The 18,302-nt window shown below is 44.0% G+C and carries 20 protein-coding genes, 1 pseudogene and 1 riboswitch; of the genes and pseudogenes, 12 read left to right on the top strand and 9 right to left on the bottom strand.

Annotation, left to right across the window (positions count from 1 at the left end):
- The first annotated feature begins 82 nt into the window (after positions 1-82).
- A complete protein-coding gene (locus tag HAP68_RS09495) occupies positions 83-865 on the top strand; it encodes a VLRF1 family aeRF1-type release factor (protein WP_024085466.1) in 783 nt (260 codons plus the stop codon).
- Between the two features lie 144 nt (positions 866-1,009).
- Complete coding sequence (locus tag HAP68_RS09490) at positions 1,010-1,546, top strand: DUF420 domain-containing protein (RefSeq protein ID WP_003153801.1); 537 nt, start codon at positions 1,010-1,012, stop codon at positions 1,544-1,546.
- Between the two features lie 64 nt (positions 1,547-1,610).
- Here the strand turns inward: HAP68_RS09490 and HAP68_RS09485 are convergent, their stop codons facing one another.
- The gene (locus HAP68_RS09485) at positions 1,611-2,276 is read right to left on the bottom strand and encodes a lysozyme family protein (protein WP_003153802.1); all 666 of its coding nucleotides are present in this window, start codon (positions 2,274-2,276) and stop codon (positions 1,611-1,613) included.
- 191 nt (positions 2,277-2,467) lie between these two features.
- On the opposite strand from HAP68_RS09485, the gene czrA reads away from it, so the two are divergent.
- Positions 2,468-2,800 carry a Zn(II)-responsive metalloregulatory transcriptional repressor CzrA gene (czrA, locus tag HAP68_RS09480; RefSeq protein WP_007407993.1) on the top strand — a complete coding sequence of 111 codons (333 nt, stop codon included), beginning with the start codon at positions 2,468-2,470 and terminating at the stop codon, positions 2,798-2,800.
- Positions 2,801-2,829: 29 nt separating this feature from the next.
- On the opposite strand, the gene HAP68_RS09475 is transcribed toward czrA, so the two are convergent.
- Positions 2,830-3,351: a CcdC protein domain-containing protein gene (locus HAP68_RS09475; protein WP_003153804.1), complete on the bottom strand. Its 522-nt coding sequence runs from the start codon at positions 3,349-3,351 to the stop codon at positions 2,830-2,832.
- A gap of 224 nt (positions 3,352-3,575) precedes the next feature.
- Here HAP68_RS09475 and HAP68_RS09470 point away from each other — a divergent pair, with 224 nt between their 5' ends.
- The 4 genes from HAP68_RS09470 (at position 3,576) to csaA (ending at position 6,023) form a co-directional block, all read left to right on the top strand.
- Positions 3,576-4,295 (top strand): MBL fold metallo-hydrolase, encoded by a 720-nt coding sequence (locus tag HAP68_RS09470; protein WP_024085465.1) that lies wholly within the window; start codon positions 3,576-3,578, stop codon positions 4,293-4,295.
- Positions 4,295-4,861, top strand: a complete 567-nt coding sequence (locus tag HAP68_RS09465) for a TetR/AcrR family transcriptional regulator (protein WP_024085464.1) — start codon at positions 4,295-4,297, stop codon at positions 4,859-4,861. The genes HAP68_RS09470 and HAP68_RS09465 overlap by 1 nt, the downstream gene beginning before the upstream one ends.
- Positions 4,862-4,911: 50 nt before the next feature.
- Positions 4,912-5,622, top strand: a complete 711-nt coding sequence (locus HAP68_RS09460; RefSeq protein WP_003153808.1) for an AraC family transcriptional regulator — start codon at positions 4,912-4,914, stop codon at positions 5,620-5,622.
- 68 nt (positions 5,623-5,690) lie between these two features.
- On the top strand, positions 5,691-6,023 hold the full coding sequence (csaA, locus tag HAP68_RS09455) for a chaperone CsaA (protein ID WP_015388124.1): 333 nt from the start codon (positions 5,691-5,693) through the stop codon (positions 6,021-6,023).
- 597 nt (positions 6,024-6,620) lie between these two features.
- Here csaA and HAP68_RS09450 read toward each other — a convergent pair.
- Complete coding sequence (locus HAP68_RS09450) at positions 6,621-6,977, bottom strand: winged helix-turn-helix transcriptional regulator (protein WP_024085463.1); 357 nt, start codon at positions 6,975-6,977, stop codon at positions 6,621-6,623.
- Between the two features lie 168 nt (positions 6,978-7,145).
- Here HAP68_RS09450 and HAP68_RS09445 point away from each other — a divergent pair, with 168 nt between their 5' ends.
- Positions 7,146-7,892: an SDR family NAD(P)-dependent oxidoreductase gene (locus HAP68_RS09445; RefSeq protein ID WP_003153813.1), complete on the top strand. Its 747-nt coding sequence runs from the start codon at positions 7,146-7,148 to the stop codon at positions 7,890-7,892.
- A 391-nt stretch (positions 7,893-8,283) separates the two neighbouring features.
- On the opposite strand, the gene HAP68_RS09440 is transcribed toward HAP68_RS09445, so the two are convergent.
- The 4 genes and pseudogenes from HAP68_RS09440 to HAP68_RS09430 form a co-directional block, all read right to left on the bottom strand.
- Positions 8,284-8,565: a hypothetical protein gene (locus HAP68_RS09440; protein ID WP_003153816.1), complete on the bottom strand. Its 282-nt coding sequence runs from the start codon at positions 8,563-8,565 to the stop codon at positions 8,284-8,286.
- Positions 8,558-9,136, bottom strand: a complete 579-nt coding sequence (locus HAP68_RS09435; protein WP_014305183.1) for a MarR family winged helix-turn-helix transcriptional regulator — start codon at positions 9,134-9,136, stop codon at positions 8,558-8,560. Before HAP68_RS09435 ends, HAP68_RS09440 begins: the two co-directional genes overlap by 8 nt.
- A gap of 466 nt (positions 9,137-9,602) precedes the next feature.
- Positions 9,603-9,741, bottom strand: a pseudogene (locus HAP68_RS19795) (hypothetical protein).
- 121 nt (positions 9,742-9,862) lie between these two features.
- On the bottom strand, positions 9,863-11,926 hold the full coding sequence (locus HAP68_RS09430; RefSeq protein WP_014305182.1) for a molybdopterin oxidoreductase family protein: 2,064 nt from the start codon (positions 11,924-11,926) through the stop codon (positions 9,863-9,865).
- Positions 11,927-12,072: 146 nt separating this feature from the next.
- Positions 12,073-12,165: riboswitch (SAM riboswitch) on the top strand.
- 121 nt (positions 12,166-12,286) lie between these two features.
- Here HAP68_RS09430 and HAP68_RS09425 point away from each other — a divergent pair.
- Genes HAP68_RS09425 through HAP68_RS09415 form a run of 3 tightly spaced genes read left to right on the top strand, consistent with a single transcriptional unit; the run spans position 12,287 to position 16,054 of the window.
- Positions 12,287-13,303, top strand: a complete 1,017-nt coding sequence (locus HAP68_RS09425) for a 2-hydroxyacid dehydrogenase (protein WP_024085460.1) — start codon at positions 12,287-12,289, stop codon at positions 13,301-13,303.
- Positions 13,296-14,759, top strand: coding sequence for an FGGY-family carbohydrate kinase (locus tag HAP68_RS09420; RefSeq protein ID WP_024085459.1), 1,464 nt, complete (start codon positions 13,296-13,298; stop codon positions 14,757-14,759). The genes HAP68_RS09425 and HAP68_RS09420 overlap by 8 nt, the downstream gene beginning before the upstream one ends.
- A gap of 47 nt (positions 14,760-14,806) precedes the next feature.
- Positions 14,807-16,054 (top strand): RbtT/DalT/CsbX family MFS transporter, encoded by a 1,248-nt coding sequence (locus tag HAP68_RS09415; RefSeq protein WP_024085458.1) that lies wholly within the window; start codon positions 14,807-14,809, stop codon positions 16,052-16,054.
- Positions 16,055-16,085: 31 nt separating this feature from the next.
- On the opposite strand, the gene HAP68_RS09410 is transcribed toward HAP68_RS09415, so the two are convergent.
- Positions 16,086-16,847: a hypothetical protein gene (locus HAP68_RS09410; protein ID WP_015388133.1), complete on the bottom strand. Its 762-nt coding sequence runs from the start codon at positions 16,845-16,847 to the stop codon at positions 16,086-16,088.
- A gap of 65 nt (positions 16,848-16,912) precedes the next feature.
- Positions 16,913-17,218 carry a DUF948 domain-containing protein gene (locus HAP68_RS09405; protein ID WP_003153826.1) on the bottom strand — a complete coding sequence of 102 codons (306 nt, stop codon included), beginning with the start codon at positions 17,216-17,218 and terminating at the stop codon, positions 16,913-16,915.
- A gap of 129 nt (positions 17,219-17,347) precedes the next feature.
- Between HAP68_RS09405 and HAP68_RS09400 the strand changes: the two genes are divergently transcribed.
- Positions 17,348-18,064, top strand: a complete 717-nt coding sequence (locus HAP68_RS09400; RefSeq protein WP_003153828.1) for a 3-ketoacyl-ACP reductase — start codon at positions 17,348-17,350, stop codon at positions 18,062-18,064.
- The last annotated feature ends 238 nt before the right edge of the window (positions 18,065-18,302 follow it).

Here is an 18,302-nt window from a genome sequence, read left to right as displayed (position 1 = left end):
CCGTTTATATGTGGATTGACGTTTTTAAGGCGGTGGGGATAGGGAAAGGAACAGTGAGCAGCGGAAAAAGGAGGAATCTATAATGGCAATTGACTCACTCATCGGCAAATTGAAGTACGTAATGACGGAATCTCCTGATAAAATGCTTTCCTTATATGTAAATACGGATATGAGAAATCCGGATCAGCAGGGGGGAGAGTGGAAAATCACCTTGAAAACCGGTTTTCGGAGATTAAAAGAGTATCTGTCTGTAAGTGATCCGGAAGAAGAAAAATCTCTCGTCCGCATCATGGAACGTGTCTATCAATATATCGATGGGCTTGGTAAAGAGATGCCGCGAAGCCTCGTATTTTTTGCATCGGGGGAAGGCGGTGTCTGGGAGACGATTGAATTGCAGGTGCCTGTCGAAACACGATTTTATTGGGAAGAAACGGCTGTCCTTGATCAATTAGAACTTCTCCGTGAACAATTTCCAAGCACGGCTTTTATTCTCACCCAGCAGAATGAAGTGAAGATCATAGAAACCGTACTCGGAAAAATTGAAGGGGTGGAGCATTATCAATACGACGTCATCAATGAATCGTGGAAACCGCAGGATGTAAGCGGAAGCTCCGCATCAATGGACGAAGACGCCGCCAAAGTCCATGTCGAAGAAAACCAAAACAGGCTGTATAAACGATTGGCTTCAAACCTTGATCAAAAGGCCGCTTCACACCAATGGGAGCGTCTCGTAATCGCAGGGGACAAAGAAACAGCCGATATTCTCGATCAGCATATGAATAAACCGATAGATCGGATCATTCCAAAAAATCTGTTGAATGAAAACGAACATAAAGTGATAGAAGAACTGTTGAAGGAAGCATAATATGACGAAAGGCCGGGTCTCAAACACCCGGTCTTTTTAGGGCTTAAGTTTGTCTAATTTCTGACGAAGCGGACGAAACCGTTGACATCAAAGCTGAATTCTCATACCATTTGGATAGTCAGTAAAATTGAGAGAGGTCATAAGATGAATCAGACAGAAAACAAACCTAAAAGTTATACCGGTATCGTGCTGACATTGACCGTTTTGATCAACGGGTTAATTGCGGTGCTGTTTTTTATGCCGAAATCGGGACAGGTCAGCATTGCCAATATTCATATTCTGCCGATGTTAAATGCTATTTTTAACAGCTTTACTTTTATCTTTTTGCTGGCAGCGCTCTTTATGATTAAGCAAAAAAATATTCAAGCGCATAAACGCTTTATTTTGGCGGCGTTTACGACGACTCTGCTGTTTTTGATCTGCTATGTCGTGTACCACTCGATAGCTGAGAATACTTTATTCGGCGGCCACGGCATCATTCGGGGGATTTATTTCTTTATTTTGATTACGCACATCTGTCTTTCCGCCGTTATCGTGCCGCTTGCGCTGTTTACGCTGATCAGAGGATTCAGCATGCAGGTGGAGCGCCACAAAAAAATCGCGAGATGGACGATGCCGCTCTGGCTGTATGTCAGTCTGACGGGTGTCATTGTATACTTAATGATCTCACCGTATTATTAAAAAAAGCCGTGCTCTGCGCGGCTTTTTTCTATTGATGGAAAAAGGCGCCTCATCAGGGCGCCTTTTACTCTTCAAGCGTTTCAAGTGTTGTTACATTTAAGGATTGTTCAACGGTTTTTGTTTTTGCTTTTACTTTTTCTGCGTACGTGTAATCACCATAGCAGTAGGGATAACGGAAATTGTCTTTGTTCCCTCCGCAAGTGTAAAGTTTCGGATTCTTTTTGACCTGCTGCTCGGAGTATTGTTTTGCCAGTTCCTCAGTATGCGATCCTCCATGTTCAGCCACAAAATCAATATAGCCGGCTCCCATGTTGTAGCTTTGTATAATCGTATCCAAGTCTACGCCTTTTTTCTTGCCTGTTTGGTACATGAGAGTGAATTGTTTGATTCCCTGTTTGATACTGGTTTGAGGGTTTTTAATCTCATTTCGCTTTAAACCCAGAGATTCTGAAGACTGCATGGGATCATTTCCTCTTCCTTTTGACTCCTGATATATCATGCCGAGTACAAGCGATGTATATTTGGTGAGTCCTTTTTCATCCAGCTCGTCTTCAACAAGCGGTTTGTAATCTGTCAGCCGTTCAAGCACGATCGGTTTGACATCAAACGGAAGACTTTTGAGCCATTCATTATTTGAAAATAACAGAATGAGGAAGAAGGAAACCATGACAAAAACACATATCATCATAAGACCCGCGGCAGCGAAACAGCCTTTTTTCTTTTTCTCCACTGTGTTTCACCCTCAATTTCAGGAGCATTATGACTTTTTCATTATGACACAGATGAATGCGCGAAACCAAGCGGAAACCCGTATTTGAAACATAAATTTAAAATAACGGTTCTTTTGTCAGGCGCAGGATGTATCTGCATCAATTGACATTTGGTATAATTGGGCTACTTGAGAAAAGAAGGGTGAGGTATATGACTGAATTTCACGAATCCGGAAACACGAATGACCCCGCTGTCGATTTAGATGAGGAAACTTTATTTTTGGTTGCCCAGACTTTTAAGGCGCTGTCTGATCCGACCAGAATCAGAATTCTCCATTTGCTGTCACAGGGTGAACACGCGGTAAATGATATCGCAGAAAAGCTGAATTTGCTGCAGTCTACCGTTTCTCATCAGCTGCGTTTTCTTAAAAATCTGCGCCTCGTCAAATCACGCAGAGAAGGAACATCCATCTATTATTCTCCTGAGGATGAACATGTGTTAGATGTGCTTCAGCAAATGATTCACCATACGCGGCACGATTAAAAAACATCCCTGCTTTTTAGACAGGGATGTCAGCCGTACTGACTGTTATTGGTTTGGTCTCTGCTCGTTTTTAAAACATAAAAAGAGAAGCCGCTGTAATAAACTGCGATGAAATAAAAGATACTGATGGTCAGCGGATCGGCCCCGACCGTTTGGCTGTATGCCTCCGGATGGGTAAAGTCCGCTGTGACCCGGTAAATTTCAATAACGCGATAAACAAATCTCGATAGGAAAAATGTTAATAGAATAAGTTCAATCCACAGGTGAGTGCGAAAATACATTTTTCCGCGGCGTTCTTCAAAAGAAATATTCCGTTTGGCAAACAGGACCAGAAGCCAGCCGCAAAAAGTGCCGAATATAAGATGGCCGTATAAAGCCGGGTGTGTGATGCTGAAAAACGCCAGAGCTGCGGCCAGCAATGAAAACAAAATCATTCTTGTATAAAGCCAGCGGGGTTTCAAAGGCTGAAAGCCGACGGACCGTTTCACCTTTTTATACAGAAAAAAGGCAATCATTAAGACAGGGCAGATGCTTTGAAGTGTGATATGCATGGTGTGAAACTCCCCCTCCGTTGAGTAGTGTATGCTTATCCGGCTGGTTTTAGTAGTCTGATTTATTCGCAGGCTGAAAGCATCTTTTATCACAGTATGCGCGTTTCTTTTTTTTGCATAAGAGAAGCGCCCGCGCCTTTTTCAGGATTTAAACAGAAAACTCTTGATAAACTAACGGTATTAGTTATAATAAAACTAACGATATTAGTTTTAGGGGGATGTTGATGAGAATCTTACAATACGGAAGGGTTTGGCAGCTGACTTTTTTTCCAGCGCTTTTCCCGGTGAATTGTTATTTGGTCGAAGAAGAAGTAGGAGTAACCCTGATTGACGCCGGACTGCCTAACAGTCATAAAGGAATCAAACAAGCATTGCGGCAGCTTGGGAAGCCGCTGAATGACATATTACTCACCCACGCGCACGGGGATCACATCGGTTCGCTTGACTCATTAGCTGCGGAATTTCCGGATGCCTCCGTCTGTATTTCTGAGCGGGATTCTTTCTTGCTGAAAGGTGACACTTCATTATTTGAGCATGAAGCACAAACGCCGATAAAGGGGGGAGTGCCGAAAAATGTTCAGACCGAACCTGATCGCCTGCTGAAAGGCGGCGAGCAGATCGGATCTTTACTTGTCATTCCCGCTCCCGGTCATACGCCGGGAAGCCTCGCTTTTAAAGATATGAGAAATGATATGCTGATCGTCGGAGATGCCTTTCAAGTACGGGGCGGCCTTGCTGTTTCAGGGAAGCTGAAATGGAAATTTCCGTTTCCGGCTTTTGCTACGTGGAATAAAGAAGAAGCTGTAAAAACAGCAAGAACGCTTATCGCTCATCAACCAAGCAGTCTGGCCGCCGGACATGGAAATGTTCTCTGCAATCCCGTTGAAATGATGGCTGAGGCTGCTGAGGAAGCTGAACGAAGCCTGCCGGGAGGCCGATCATAATGTCACCGAGAGTCGGAATGAGCCTTGACATGATATTGAGAGCCGCAGCAGGCATCGCTGACGAAAAAGGGCTGAACGAAGTGACGCTTGCGGCCGTTGCAAAGTCCTTAAACGTAAAACCGCCTTCCCTTTACAATTTTGTCAATGGCCTTCAAGGAATTAAAACAGAGCTGGCTGTCTCCGGTTTAACTATGTTATTTGAAAAAATGGCGGCCTCTGCAGAAGGACTGACGGGTGAAACGGCTTTGCTCGCTCTTGCCGATGCCTATATCAATTTCGCCGAAGCCAATCCCGGATTATATGACGCAACATTTCAAAAAATAAAAGACGGCCGGATTGAGAATCTGTCAAGCCTGCTTGTAGAGCTTGTTGTCAGGCAGCTGACAGCTAACGGTTATGCACAGTCTGACACTGCGATTCATGCTGCGAGAGGACTGAGGAGCCTTCTTCACGGATTTGCCGTGTTGAGAAAACAGAGTGCATTTGAATTAACCGAATCAATTAAGGAAAGCCGGAAGTTTGCAGTTGTTGCTTTCCTAAGAGGTTTACAGGAGAGGGGACAATAATATTATTATGTAAACTAAATAAAAAAACGCATCAGTAAAAGGAGGGACAAATGGATTCATTACAACATATCATTTGTGAGCGGCGCACCTATTCACATATTTTTGATTCTCATGCACACACATACTGCCAAATGCTCTTTCCGCTCGAAGGACAGCTGGACTTGGAGACAGAAAGACGTGAAATCAGATTAAAACCTGATCAAATGCTGTATATTCCGCCCGGGCATGAACATCGGTTCCGTTCTTTGGAGCGAAACGAATGTCTCGTTCTCGACATACCGGCATATTTTTTCAAAGGTTCATTTGATCCCGGCGTTCTGAATAAGCTTGATTCTTTTTGGACATCGATTCGGTTTCTGCTGACAGAAGAGACTAAGCAGCAGTCGGCTCATTCATTGAGTCTGCTTGCAGAATATATTGCTGAAAAGATACAAGAAAACCGTACGAATGATTCAATTGCGTATATCCGCCGAAATCTCTCAAAGACTTTTTCAATTAAAGAGCTTGCCGCAATGGAACATTACCACCCGGCGTATTATTCCGACTGGTTTAAAAAGCAGACGGGGAAAAGCCCGCAAGCTTATATTGCTGAGCTCCGTATGAAGAAAGCGGAACAAATGCTTATTGAAACAAAATGCCGGCTGACAGACATCAGTCAGGAGGTCGGCTTTCAAAATTTGTCTTCCTTTACCAGATGGTTTGTCAGACATAAGGGAATAACGCCGCGCGTCTTCCGAAACACCTTTCAATCTGATAAATAATACTGAAAATCAGTTAAATAAACTGCGTCTTTTTTTGGTATCATGATTGTAAAAAAGGAGTTTTTGATATGGCAGTCATCGAAGATTTTATCAAGCTCGATCTCAGAATAGGAACGGTCGTAAAAGCGGAAGTATTCCCGGAAGCAAAGGTGCCGGCCATTAAGATGACAATAGATTTCGGCGAAGAGATCGGCATGAAACAATCAAGCGCCCAGATTACAGAACGGTACGAACCGGGTGATCTGACGGGCAGGCAGGTTACCGCTATTGTCAACTTTCCGCCGCGGCGGATCGCAGGATTTAAGTCAGAAGTTCTCGTTCTTGGCGGCATCCCGGAAAAAGGAGATGTTGTCCTGCTTACGCCAGAGCAGTCAGTACCGGACGGAACGAAAATCGGATAATAAAAAAAGACGTTTGCAGAAGCAAACGTCTTTTGCGTATTGAGGCGATACACCACACGCCACATTCGTGTGTGCCGCAAGGGCATGTGCATCGGCTTACACAATTCAGCTCATCGCTATATGAATATAGCATGGCGGGTGTGGAAATGCAAGAGATTTTTTAATATATGTTATATCTGGCTTTGTTTTGCCGATCCCCGATTCCTTCGTGTAAGGTTTCGTTTGAAATTTTATGATCTTGAATAAAGCAGTTCGACAAATGCAAGAGGGAATTTGAGCAAGTTGTGACCGAAGTGTGACCTGGAATTAAAATCCGGGTCTTTTTGTGTAAAAGATGCATGCGAAGAGACCATATAGGCATTAAATGTTATTACTGATGTCTTCATTTATCTTTTTGCTAAGTTTCTGAACCTTCTCTTTAACATTTGAAACAGCTCTTTTTTGATTTCATCAAAGTTCTCCTGAATATAGTCCATGACACTTCTTATTATAACTTCACTTTCAAAATTGAATATCTCATTTATTTCTGGCTGTTCTTTATCTGTCAGGTGATGGTATTGAAGTTGTTTAGCATTTACTTCAGCAGCTGCATCAATCCTAACTTAGTTGTTCTGGCTGTACAATTTCATATTCACCTTCTGCATACTTTTGCTCTGCATAATGGCCTCCCCATTGACAGAGCTCCTGCAAGATAGGTTTAAGAGATTCTCCAAGTTCAGTGGATGAATATTCAACCTTCGGCGGTACTTGATTATACATCTTTCTGCTCACAAGTCCACTGGCTTCAAGCTCTCTAAGTGTTTGAATCAGCACTTTCTGAGTTATATTTGGGATAATGCGCTTTAATTCACTCGTTCTCTTTGGTCCATTCATTAAAAAGTATAATACAAGGCCTTTCCATTTTCCGCCAATCACTTCCTTTGTCACTTCAAACCCACAGCTGAATTTTTTCATGTCTAAAGCTCTCCATTCCACATTTATTACTTTTTAGTTACTATATCACAAAAAAGTGGGTACTTCCGATAATGTGCTTACTGAAGGATACTATTACTTGTAAGTTGTTCTTCAAGTACTTAAAGGTACTAGACATAAAATAATATTAATTCTAAAGGAGTGTTAAGTATGGGTGAATTTGAAGGTAAAGTAGCGCTTGTAACGGGTGGAACAAGTGGGATTGGTCTTGCTGCAGCACAAAAATTTGTAAACGAAGGTGCATATGTTTATATCACGGGACGTAGACAAAACGAACTTGATAAAGCTGTTAACCAAATTGGCAAGAACGTAACCGGTGTTCAAGGTGATATTTCTAAGCTTGAAGACTTAGACAAACTATATGACATGATAAAGCAGGAAAAAGGTAAGTTGGACATCCTTTTTGCTAATGCAGGCATCGGCAGCTTCCTTCCATTAGGTGAAATTACTGAAGAGCAGGTTGATAGAACGTTCGGCATTAACGTGAAAGGAACCATTTTTACTGTTCAAAAAGCGCTATCACTATTCCCGGACAAAGTAGGTTCTATTATTGTAACGGGCTCTACTGCTGGATCAATTGGCAACCCAGCATTTAGTGTATATGGAGCATCTAAAGCAGCATTAAGAGCACTGGTTCGCAACTGGATTCTTGACCTAAAAGGTACTGAAATCCGTGTAAATGTGGTAAGTCCAGGAGTGATTCTTACACCTGCATACGATGAGCTTTTTGGTGATGCACTTGAAGGAGCGATGGAAAATGCCAGAAATACTGTTCCAGCTGGAAAAGTTGGGACACCTGAAGAAGTAGCTAACGCTGTATCTTTCCTTGCTTCAGACGAAAGCAGTTACTTGACGGGTATTGAATTGTTCGTAGATGGCGGGCTAGCACAGGTATAATTTCACTGCGCAGAGGTTACAAATCTTCCCCAAAAAAGGTTAATGGGGATTTACTTGAAGAAGCCGTATAAAAAAGTCGTTTTCCTTAAAGGACAGGGAATTCGACTTTTTTATGTTTGAATTTGATTAACGTTGTAAATTCGCATTTTCCTGGGGCTGTCACTAAATGACCTGTAAAAAAGATTACTTTGTGAATAAATGACTTAAAGTAACGGAAAGGAGAATGTCCAGTTGTTATTTGGAGTGAATTCGGTGGCTATAAAGAACTTAATTCCATTTTATAAAGTTCTTTTATGAAAGACTTCATGAGATGAAAGAAAATCGGGAAGAAGATGAAGACTAAGACGATTAATAAAAGAAAGCTCTCTTTTAGAGAGCTTTTTTCAGATTTTCAATTTTTAACAGGCTTTATAATGAGCAAACAGGCATTACTCAAAATACTCGCCGCGCCTATCCAAAGCAGCCATTGTGTTGCGGTCAGCCATGAGGCAGTTAGGATAAAGAGTCCAATGGCAATTGATATATAATTGCCGGCTCGGTCCAGTTTACGATTGCAATGAAGTTTATATTTAGCCTGAGAAATAAATTGATCAATTTTATCTTTCAGCTCATAGCATTTTTCCTTCATCTTATCCTCAGTTTCTTTTACTTTTCGATAAAGCATATTATTCATCGTTTGCACTCCCATATCGCCGTTTTGAAAATTCAGCCATGATTTTTTCTTCATAGTCATCTGAGATGGATTGTGCCTGGTCTTCAACTTTCAAATGTGCTTTTTCTTCAAAACCGTCCTGTTCTTCACCATCAAAACGATAAAGTTTTTGCAATAGCCTCCAGAATGTTTCAACTTCTTCAGTTGTGAACTCATGAAACATATCCGCTAAAAAATAGGTGGATCTTTCTGAACAGGAAATTAACGCTTTTTTTCCTTCAGGGGTAATCTCAATATTGATTGCACGTTTATCCAGTTTGCTTGGCACAGTGTGAACATATCCTTTTTTCGAGAGACTTGAAATTAATTTGTTAGCGGTTTGTTTTGTTGTGCCCAGCTTTTTAGCGATATTCATAAGTGTGGTATCTTCCGTCGGTAAATGGGCAATAGCAATAAGAGTCATGTGCTGTCGGGAAGTCAACATTTCTAAGTATTCGTCCCCCCGAGTCTGCACCTTATTGACAACCGAAAATAATGATGCGTAACTTTGTTGCATAAAATGCAGTTCCTTCATTAGTAATTTAATATCCATAAGTTATCTCCCATCTAAATTGTCACCATGTTGACAATTACAATATACATCACGAAGGGAAATAAGTCAACATGGTGACTAATAGGGCGGGTACGGCTGTTTTCAAAAATGCCACAGACAGTCGGAGTGTTTACAAAAGGGGAAATAAGTATAATAAATGCGAAAAGGGCATTAATCCAAAGTGGGAAGGTGTTTGACATTCAGAAAGTGAACTGGTCAGAACGGTATGAATGGTTCAATAAACAAGATGAAAAAGATGGGCGTTTAATGGCGTTCCTTCGTCATGAGCTTACATATGAGGAAGTCATACGGTTATATAAGAAAGGGTTTTATTTGAAATCAAAAGAAGGGGATGTTTCGTTACGTAAGAACGATATCTGTCGTATGTTTGGGGTTGAAGAGAGGCAGTGGGGCAAATCTTAATGAACGGGAAGAGAAAAACTCTTCCCGCTTTTCATAGCAGCTGTTATTCTTTTTCCAGCATGGAAGTCAGCCATTCTCTTAATGCCGGTTTCTGCACATACCGCTTTCCGTTTCTCGTGATATGCGGAATGTCAGATATTCATGAGGATCAGGTGAGTTAAAGTTTTCAATCCGTCTCCGATGAAATATCCGGCTAAAGCGATTCCAATGCCGGTAATATATCCAAACCTCCAATAAACGTTATCATTTTTTATACGGTGAAGCCGGCCGGAGGATTCAGCCTTCAGCAAAACCGCCGGGCGTTTATTGCGGACGGTTTTGATTGCTGAGCTTTTCCACCTGCACCTTTCCGGAGAAGAAAACAGCACCTCCGCCCATATCCGCCAGCCGATCGGGCGTGAGTGAATTGACGAGCTGTTTTTTATCATCCATATCGGCCCAAAGACCTTGGCTCACCGCAACGCCGGGAAGCACCTGTTCGCCGACCGAAACAGTCAATTCGCACTCTCCGCGGTGATTCCAAACTCTAACGGTTTCTCCGTCTTCTATGTTCCGGTGTACAGCATCTTCTGTATGAATAAAAAGTTTTGGCGCTTTTTCCAGTTTTACGTGTTTTTCGTTATTTGAAAATGTCGAATTTAAAAAATTATGATTCGGTCCCGGGACAAATAAAAGCGGAAAATCGTCATCGCTCTCAAGAGGGATGTGTGTCGGCAGCGCCGGATAACCGTCCTGTTTCATCTTTTCCGAATATAATTCAATTCTTCCGCTCGGTGTCTTGAGCTTTCCCGGAAAAAGCGGTTTTTTCCGTTTGGCTTTCATGAAGGAATGGCTTGAGAGCGCTTCGTAATCAATATCCTCGATATACGGATTGTCGGGAAAGTCCAGCGCCTGTCTGATTAATTCTTCATCAGAATCCTGAAGCTCCTGCTCGGTAAATCCCATTGCTCCGGCAAGCAGACGGAACACTTCCGTATTCGATTTGCTGTCTCCGTAGGGTTCGATCACTGGTTTTTGCAGCTGAATAAAATGATGCCAGTAAGACGTGTAAAAATCCGTGTTTTCAAAAGCGGATGAAGCAGGGAGCACGATATCCGCATATTTGGCGGTTTCCGTTAAAAACAGATCGTGAACGACTGTAAATAAATCCTCCCGCAGCAGGCCTTTTCTGACTTTATTCGCTTCCGGCGCAACCACTGCGGGATTCGTACCGTAAATAAACAGGGAGCGCACGGGCGGTTTTGTTTCTAAAAGAACGCTTCCGAGCCTGTTCATATTAAATGATCGCGGCTTCCGGCCGTAAAGCAGATCAGGCCGCTGGAGCGCTTGTCTGTTATAGTTTAATACCGCGCTGTTGTGCTTGATTGCGCCTCCTCCGGTGTTGAGCCACTGTCCTGTAACAGCCGGAAGGCAGGCGACGGTGCGGACGATCATTCCGCCATTGTCATGGTGCTGAATGCCGTTTCCGATCCTGATAAGGGAAGGGGAGGTTTCCCCGTACATTCTCGCAAGGCGTCTGATATCGTCGGCTTTAACGCCTGTAATAGCAGAAACCGTTTCCGGATCATAGTGTTTGACATGCGCTTTTAATTCGTCACTGCCTTCGGTGTATTCTGTGAGAAATGCTTCATCGTGAAGGTTCTCAGCGAATAAGACATGCATGATACCGAGGGCGAGTGCGGCATCTGTGCCGGGACGAATGGGAATAAACCAATCAGCAAGCCGGCCGGTTTGGTTCTTATGTACATCAATAACGACAATCTTAGCCCCTTTTTTCCGGGCTTTTTGAGCAATCATGACTTGGTGCATATTCGTGCTGACGGCATTGATTCCCCAAAAAATAAAGAGCTTAGCATGTATGGTCTCCTCCGGATCAGTACCCGCTCCTTCTCCCATTGTATAGTTATAGCCTTCAGAACCGGCTTTGCTGCAGATCGTCCGTTCGAGATGACTCGCTCCGAGACGATGGAAAAAACGGCGGTCCATTCCCTCTGCCGCCAGTTTTCCCATATTGCCGTAAAAGCTGTACGGAAGAATGCTTTCCGCTCCTTCTTCGGCAATAAGCTCTTTCCAGCGCGAACTGATCGTATTGATTGCTTCCTCCCAGGAAATAGGCGCAAACGCGGCTTCACCTTTTTTACCGATCCTTTTTAACGGAACGGTTACGCGCTTCTCATCATAAATACGCTCAGCCATGTGTCTGACTTTGTTGCAAATATTCCCTGATGTGACCGGGTGATCGGGGTCTCCCTGAATGTTAACGATTTTTCCGTCTTTTTTTGTCACAAGCAAGCCGCATTGATCGGGACAGTCTAGTGAGCACACCGACTTAAAGACCCCGTTCGGCTGTGTTGCAGCAGAATTCATAGCCCATTTCTCCTCTTTGTTTATATTGTAAGCATTATAACATTTCAAAATCGAACGTCAATTCAGAAAAAAGTGTTGACATTACGGAAAGACTTTTCTATGATGAGTTTATTCTTTTAAACAGCCTGACAATTTCATCATTTTATTTTCTATCCAGAGAGGTGGAGGGACTGGCCCTATGAATCCTCGGCAACATTTATTGTGCCAATTCCAGCAAGCGTATGCTTGAAAGATAGGAAAGAATGGTCTATACATATTTGTGCGCTTCAAGCGTATAAAGACGGTATATGAATCTCTTTCCTTCTTTGAGGAAAGAGATTTTTTTATGAAAAAATTTATGTGAAAAGGATGTTTTGCACCATGACGGTTTTAATTACCGCGCCATATCACGACGAGGGGCTGAAGGAGCTGGCTGAGCTGTTCGGCCGGACTGTGCACCGGCCGTGGAAGAAGCACGGCCGGGCCTATCGGGAAGATGAATTGATCCGGATGATTCAAGAGACAAACGCGTCGGGGCTTATAACCGAACTTGATGAGGTGTCTCAGCGTGTTATTGACATATTGCCGGATTCCGCTTTTATCGGTGTCTGCAGAGGAATGCCGTCTAATGTGGATATTGCGGCGGCGACTAAAAGAAAAATCCCCGTTTTCTTTACACCGGCCCGCAATGCCCAGGCCGTTGCTGAAATGTTTATCGGAAATGTGATTTCATTTTTGCGTCATACGTATTCTTCCCATCAGTGGCTGAAGGACGGAAAGTGGAATGGTGATTATTTGCAGGCTTACGTCAAATTCAGAGGAAATGAGCTGACGGGGAAAACAGTCGGCCTTATCGGTTTCGGAGCTGTCGGACAGAGAATCGCCAGGCTATTGGCCGCTTTTGACTGCAAGGTGCTTTACTATGATCCATTTGTCCGTCATGAAAACCGGGAGTATGAAAAAACGACGATTGAACGGGTATTTTCTGAAAGTGATATTGTTTCCGTTCACTTGCCGCGCACAGAAGAAACCATCGGCCTTATCGGCGCCCGGCACTTTCAATTGATGAAACAGGAAGCTGTTTTTGTCAATACGTCAAGAGCGGCGGTTACAGACAGGGAAGAGCTGCTGCGGGTGCTGAAAGAACGGCGGATTAAGGGAGCGATCCTTGACGTGTTTTATCACGAACCGCCTGAATCTTCTGATTATGAATTGATCTCTTTGCCGAATGTGTTCGCGACTCCCCATTTAGCGGGCGCAACATTTGAAGTGGAAGATCATCATGTGAAGATTTTAAATGAAGCGCTTTTCAAATGGAAACAAGATCAAACCTGTTCAATACGTGAACTTTATAACAAAAGAGAACTTGAAACGGAAGGAGGCGGCTGTAATGGCTGAACAAAAAGGCTACCTTGTATTTGACATCGGGACTGGGAATGCGCGAGTCGCGGTCGTGACTGCCGGCGGCGAAGTGACCGCGCTTGAAAGGGAAGACATTGAATATGAGACGGATCCGTTTTATCCGGACGGACGATATTTCTCACCGGAAGGGTTATGGACGCAAATCAGCGCTATGGCAAGAAAGGCTATTGCCAAGAGCCCTCATATTACATTAATCGGAATCACCTCAACAAGCCAGAGGCAGGGAATCGTTTTGATCAATAAAGATAAAAAGGCATTTCTCGGTCTGCCCAACATTGATAACAGAGGGCGTGAATGGGAAGGCGGAATTGAGGCAGAAGAAGTGCATCAGCAAACCGGACGTCTTCCGAGCGCTTTATTTTCCGCCATGAAACTTGTCGGATTAAAAGCCAGACAGCCGTCTTTATGGAAAGAAGTGAAGTGCATCACAAGCATCAGTGACTGGGTGACATTTGAGCTGAGCGGAATTTTAAGCTATGAACCGTCACAGGCTGCTGAAACACTGCTGTTTGACGTAAGGAAAAAGGCGTGGTCAGAGAAATTATGCAACATCTTCGGTGTGCCTTCTGCCATTCTTCCTTCACTCGTCCGATCTGGGACGGTTGTCGGAATGTTAACGTTTAAGAAAGCGGCGGTGCTCGGTCTTTCTGAAAGAGTGCCTGTGATTGCAGGCGGGGGAGACACACAGCTTGCCATCAAAAGTGCAGATGCAAAGCCGGGAGATATCGTCATCGTATCCGGCACGACGACGCCGATTACAAAGATAACAGCGGAGACCGGAACCGAAAGTTTAGAGAATGCATGGCTGAATTGCCATACAGAAGAAGGTGAATGGCTTCTTGAAACGAATCCGGGTGTAACAGGACTCAATTATCAAAAATTAAAATCCATTTTTTATCCGAATGAATCCTACAGCGTCATGGAACGGGAAATCGCAAGTCTGCCGAAACATGATCATGCCTGTATATCTGCGTTAGGCTCCTATTTATCTCCTGAGAAAAACGCACTGGCAAAAGGCGGATTTATTTTTGACGCTCCGCTGTCCCAAAACTTAAGCAGAGCCCATTTTGTCAAAGCTGCACTGCTGGAAATCGCTTTTTCAATCAAATGGAACTATGAGGCGTTAACAGAGGCGGCTTCCTTTTCACAAGATTATGTGAAGGTGTGCGGCGGCGGTTTCCAAAGTGATGCTTTGACGCAGTTTCTTGCTAACCTTCTTCAAAAGAAAATCTATAAGAGAGAGGGGTTCAGCCAGGCATCCGCAATGGGAGCGGTGATGATTTGCAACGAAGCTCTCGGTGTGAAAGCAGAGCTTTCGACCTGCACAAAGGTAATTGAGCCGGAAGCGGATCAGACGGATCTCTTCCTATATGAAGAATGGAAACATACCCAAAAATTATTTACTCATTTTCAGCCGGCGGTGAAAGCCTGACTTGGGGATGAGATGACAACATGAAAGATTGCTGAGGAGGAACAAAAATGCTTAATAAAATAGGAATTCCGAAACAGCTCGCCTGGGGATTTTTAGGGGTCGTGCTGTTTATGATGGGAGACGGCCTTGAACAAGGCTGGCTCAGCCCGTTTTTAGTTGAAAACGGCTTGACGGTACAGCAATCAGCATCCCTGTTTACGGTTTACGGTATTTCTCTTGCTGTGGCGTCGTGGTTTTCAGGGGTCTGCCTCGAAGCCTTCGGCGCAAAGCGGACGATGTTTATGGGGCTGTTGTTTTACGTCATCGGCACAGCCGCGTTTATCGCATACGGATTTGAGAATCTTAATTTGCCGGTGATGTATGTCACGTATTTTATTAAAGGGCTGGGTTACCCGCTGTTTGCCTATTCTTTTTTGACATGGGTGATTTACCGGTCGCCGAAAAACAGGCTCAGTACGGCGGTCGGCTGGTTCTGGATTGCATATTGCTGCGGGATGTTTGTATTCGGTGCTTGGTATTCAAGCTGGGCCATCAAATCCTTCGGCTATTTGAATACGATGTGGAGTTCAATTTTCTGGGTATGCCTCGGCGCGTTTTTTGCTTTGATTTTAAATAGGGACCGCTTTGAAAAGAAAAAGGCAGATAAGCGGGAAAAGGCGCAGGAATTAATGAAGGGAATCACCATCCTTGCTGAAAATCCGCGCGTGCTCTCTGGGGGGATCATTCGAATCATTAACAGCATCGGAACATACGGATTTCCGGTATTCCTCCCGATGCATATGGCGCAGCACGGCATTTCTACAAATGTATGGCTGCAAATTTGGGGAACGATTTTTCTCGGAAATATCGTCTTTAACTTAATCTTCGGCGCAGTCGGCGATGCCTTCGGCTGGAAAAAGACTGTCATGTGGTTCGGAGGAGTGGGCTGCGGCATTTTTACTCTTTTATTATATTATGCTCCTGTTGTATCACATGGGAATTTGCTGTTCGTCAGCATTGTCGGTTTTATATGGGGAGGGCTCCTCGCCGGGTTCGTTCCGATCGGGGCTATCGTGCCGACGGCGGCCGGCAGCAATAAAGGTGCTGCTATGTCTGTGTTAAATCTGGCTGCGGGCCTGTCGGCATTTGTCGGCCCCGCGCTTGCCTGGGCGTTCATCGGGCTTGTCGGCGCACAAGGCGTTGTATGGATTTTCGCAGCGCTCTATTTCGTAAGTGCGATCTTGACAAATCAAATCAAAATACCTGAAGAGAAAACGGCAAAACACAATAAAGCATTGCCTGAATACGCTTCTTAACAGCAGCGCCCCGAAAATTCGGGGCGTTTTTTTACGGCTGATGAAGAAACCCGGCAAACCGCTGAATTTGTTCACGTAACGATTGTTTGTTTTCGTGAAATTGTTTGAAACGATGTCCGTTTGCTCCGGACGGATGCGGGAAGCCTTCCAGAATGACCGCATGGCCCATTCTGCCGTTTTTCTTCAGTGTGCGGCAGGCTGATTCTGCTGCTTTTCCGAGAGGGATAAGCAGAATGTCTTTTTTCATCATTTCTATTTCATCCGGAAAACATGTCAGCGCGTAACGGCTGAGAAGAGCTGATCTGCTGATGGCCGGCCGGTGTCCCGTATAGTTTTTCTGTTTATAAAAAACAGGGTGTTTGATAACGGATGTCGTATGAAGCAGCTCCCGTTTTGAATCAAAAAACCGGGATGAATCCTCAACGTGAAGCGCGGCCGGCAGACCGCATTCATTAAGCATTTCGATGATGTGCTGCCTCATGGAACCGGAAAGTCCGGCCGCTTTTTTTGTCTCATATGCTATCACCTCAAGAGATTCGCCGTTTTTTAAAAGCTGTGCCGCTGCTTTGTAAGCCCGCTGCATCTGAAAAAAACCGGGTGTAATTCCGGAGATGACAACCGCAGCATGTGGGTTGATATACTCATTATGAGGCGAATAATACATATCCAGATCTCCGTCCTTGGCTAAATGGAACTCCGGAGTCAGCAAATCCGATTTTGTAAATCCTCCCGAAGATGATAATGCTTTAAGCTGCTGCAAAAAATGCGCAAGCCGCTCACGATCGCAAATCATGTTATGCCTCCTTGAATCCGCCAGTTTCTCTTAGTGTCATCAAAAACGTCGGATGACATGCAGGCTCATAAACCGCTTTTACCGGCGTTCCAGAGCATTTTCAGGACGTGAGGCGTTCCTTTAACTTCGGCTGCCGTCGTTTGCACGGCTGTTTTTTTAGTAAGAAAGTCTTCCTGCAGTTCTTTCTGCTTTTGTGATAACAAACGGGTTTCTGTTTTGATTTCTTCAACAGACGTCTGCATGGACGCTGTCGCGGCGTTAATCTTCTTTATATCAGGCGCTGTGTTTCTTTTAAAATGCACGGCGGATACGGCTGCATAAATTAATGCGGCAGCCGCAACGGCAGCACTGATATACAAAATGATGATCATCTGCTTTTCACTCCTTTTTTTCAGTTGATACCCTTTACCGATCGTGCTGAATCATTTTATTTGCTAATTGTTTTTTTTCTGCTTATAATGTGAAATCGTACATAAGGACATTCAGAAAGGGTGAAAGACATGGAAAGCTTACAAAACAAAACGGCTCTTATCACGGGTGCGGGCAGAGGAATCGGCCGCGCCGCCGCTATCGCTTTAGCCAAAGAAGGAGTCAATATCGGTTTAATCGGCCGTACAGAAGCAAATGTCGAAAAGGTTGCGGAAGAAGTGAAAGCCCTTGGTGTAAAGGCATCATTCGCTGCTGCCGATGTAAAAAACCAAAAAGAGGTTGAACAAGCCGTCTCTTCTATTAAAGAAGAACTCGGTGAGGTTGACATCCTGATTAACAATGCCGGAATCAGCAAATTCGGCGGATTTTTGGATCTTACGCCTCAAGAGTGGGAAGACATCATTCAAGTTAATGTAATGGGTGTATACCACGTGACACGCGCCGTTCTTCCTGAAATGATTGAGAGAAAATCAGGAGATATCATTAATATTTCTTCTACGGCGGGCCAAAGAGGCGCCGCGGCGACAAGTGCGTACAGCGCTTCTAAATTTGCCGTTCTCGGTCTGACCGAATCTCTCATGCAGGAAGTCAGAAAACACAATATCCGTGTCAGCGCAATGACTCCGAGCACGGTTGCAAGCGACATGTCTATTGAATTAAATCTGACAGACGGCAATCCGGAAAAAGTCATGCAGCCTGAGGATCTTGCAGAATATATGGTTGCTCAATTGAAATTACATCCGCGCATTTTCATCAAAACTGCCGGTTTGTGGTCAACTAATCCTTAAACAAAAGGGGACCTGTCTTCGTGACGGGTCTTTTTTTGTTTCCGCAACCGGATTAAACAGGCATAAAGATCCGTTTTTGCAGAAAAAAGAGTGAAAAAGAAACCGATATCAGCTATAATTAAACTAAATGAACTATGTACCAAATGTTCACTAAGGTTATTTTTCCCCGCATCCAAAAAACAAATCAATACAAACCAAACTGTCCGAACAATAAAAGGGAAAACGGGATATAAAGAGA

This window comes from Bacillus sp. Bvel1, from assembly GCF_014872755.1.
Classification (GTDB): domain Bacteria; phylum Bacillota; class Bacilli; order Bacillales; family Bacillaceae; genus Bacillus; species Bacillus velezensis.
Note: the sequence above shows the minus strand (reverse complement) of the source record. Positions and strands in the feature narration are given on the sequence as shown.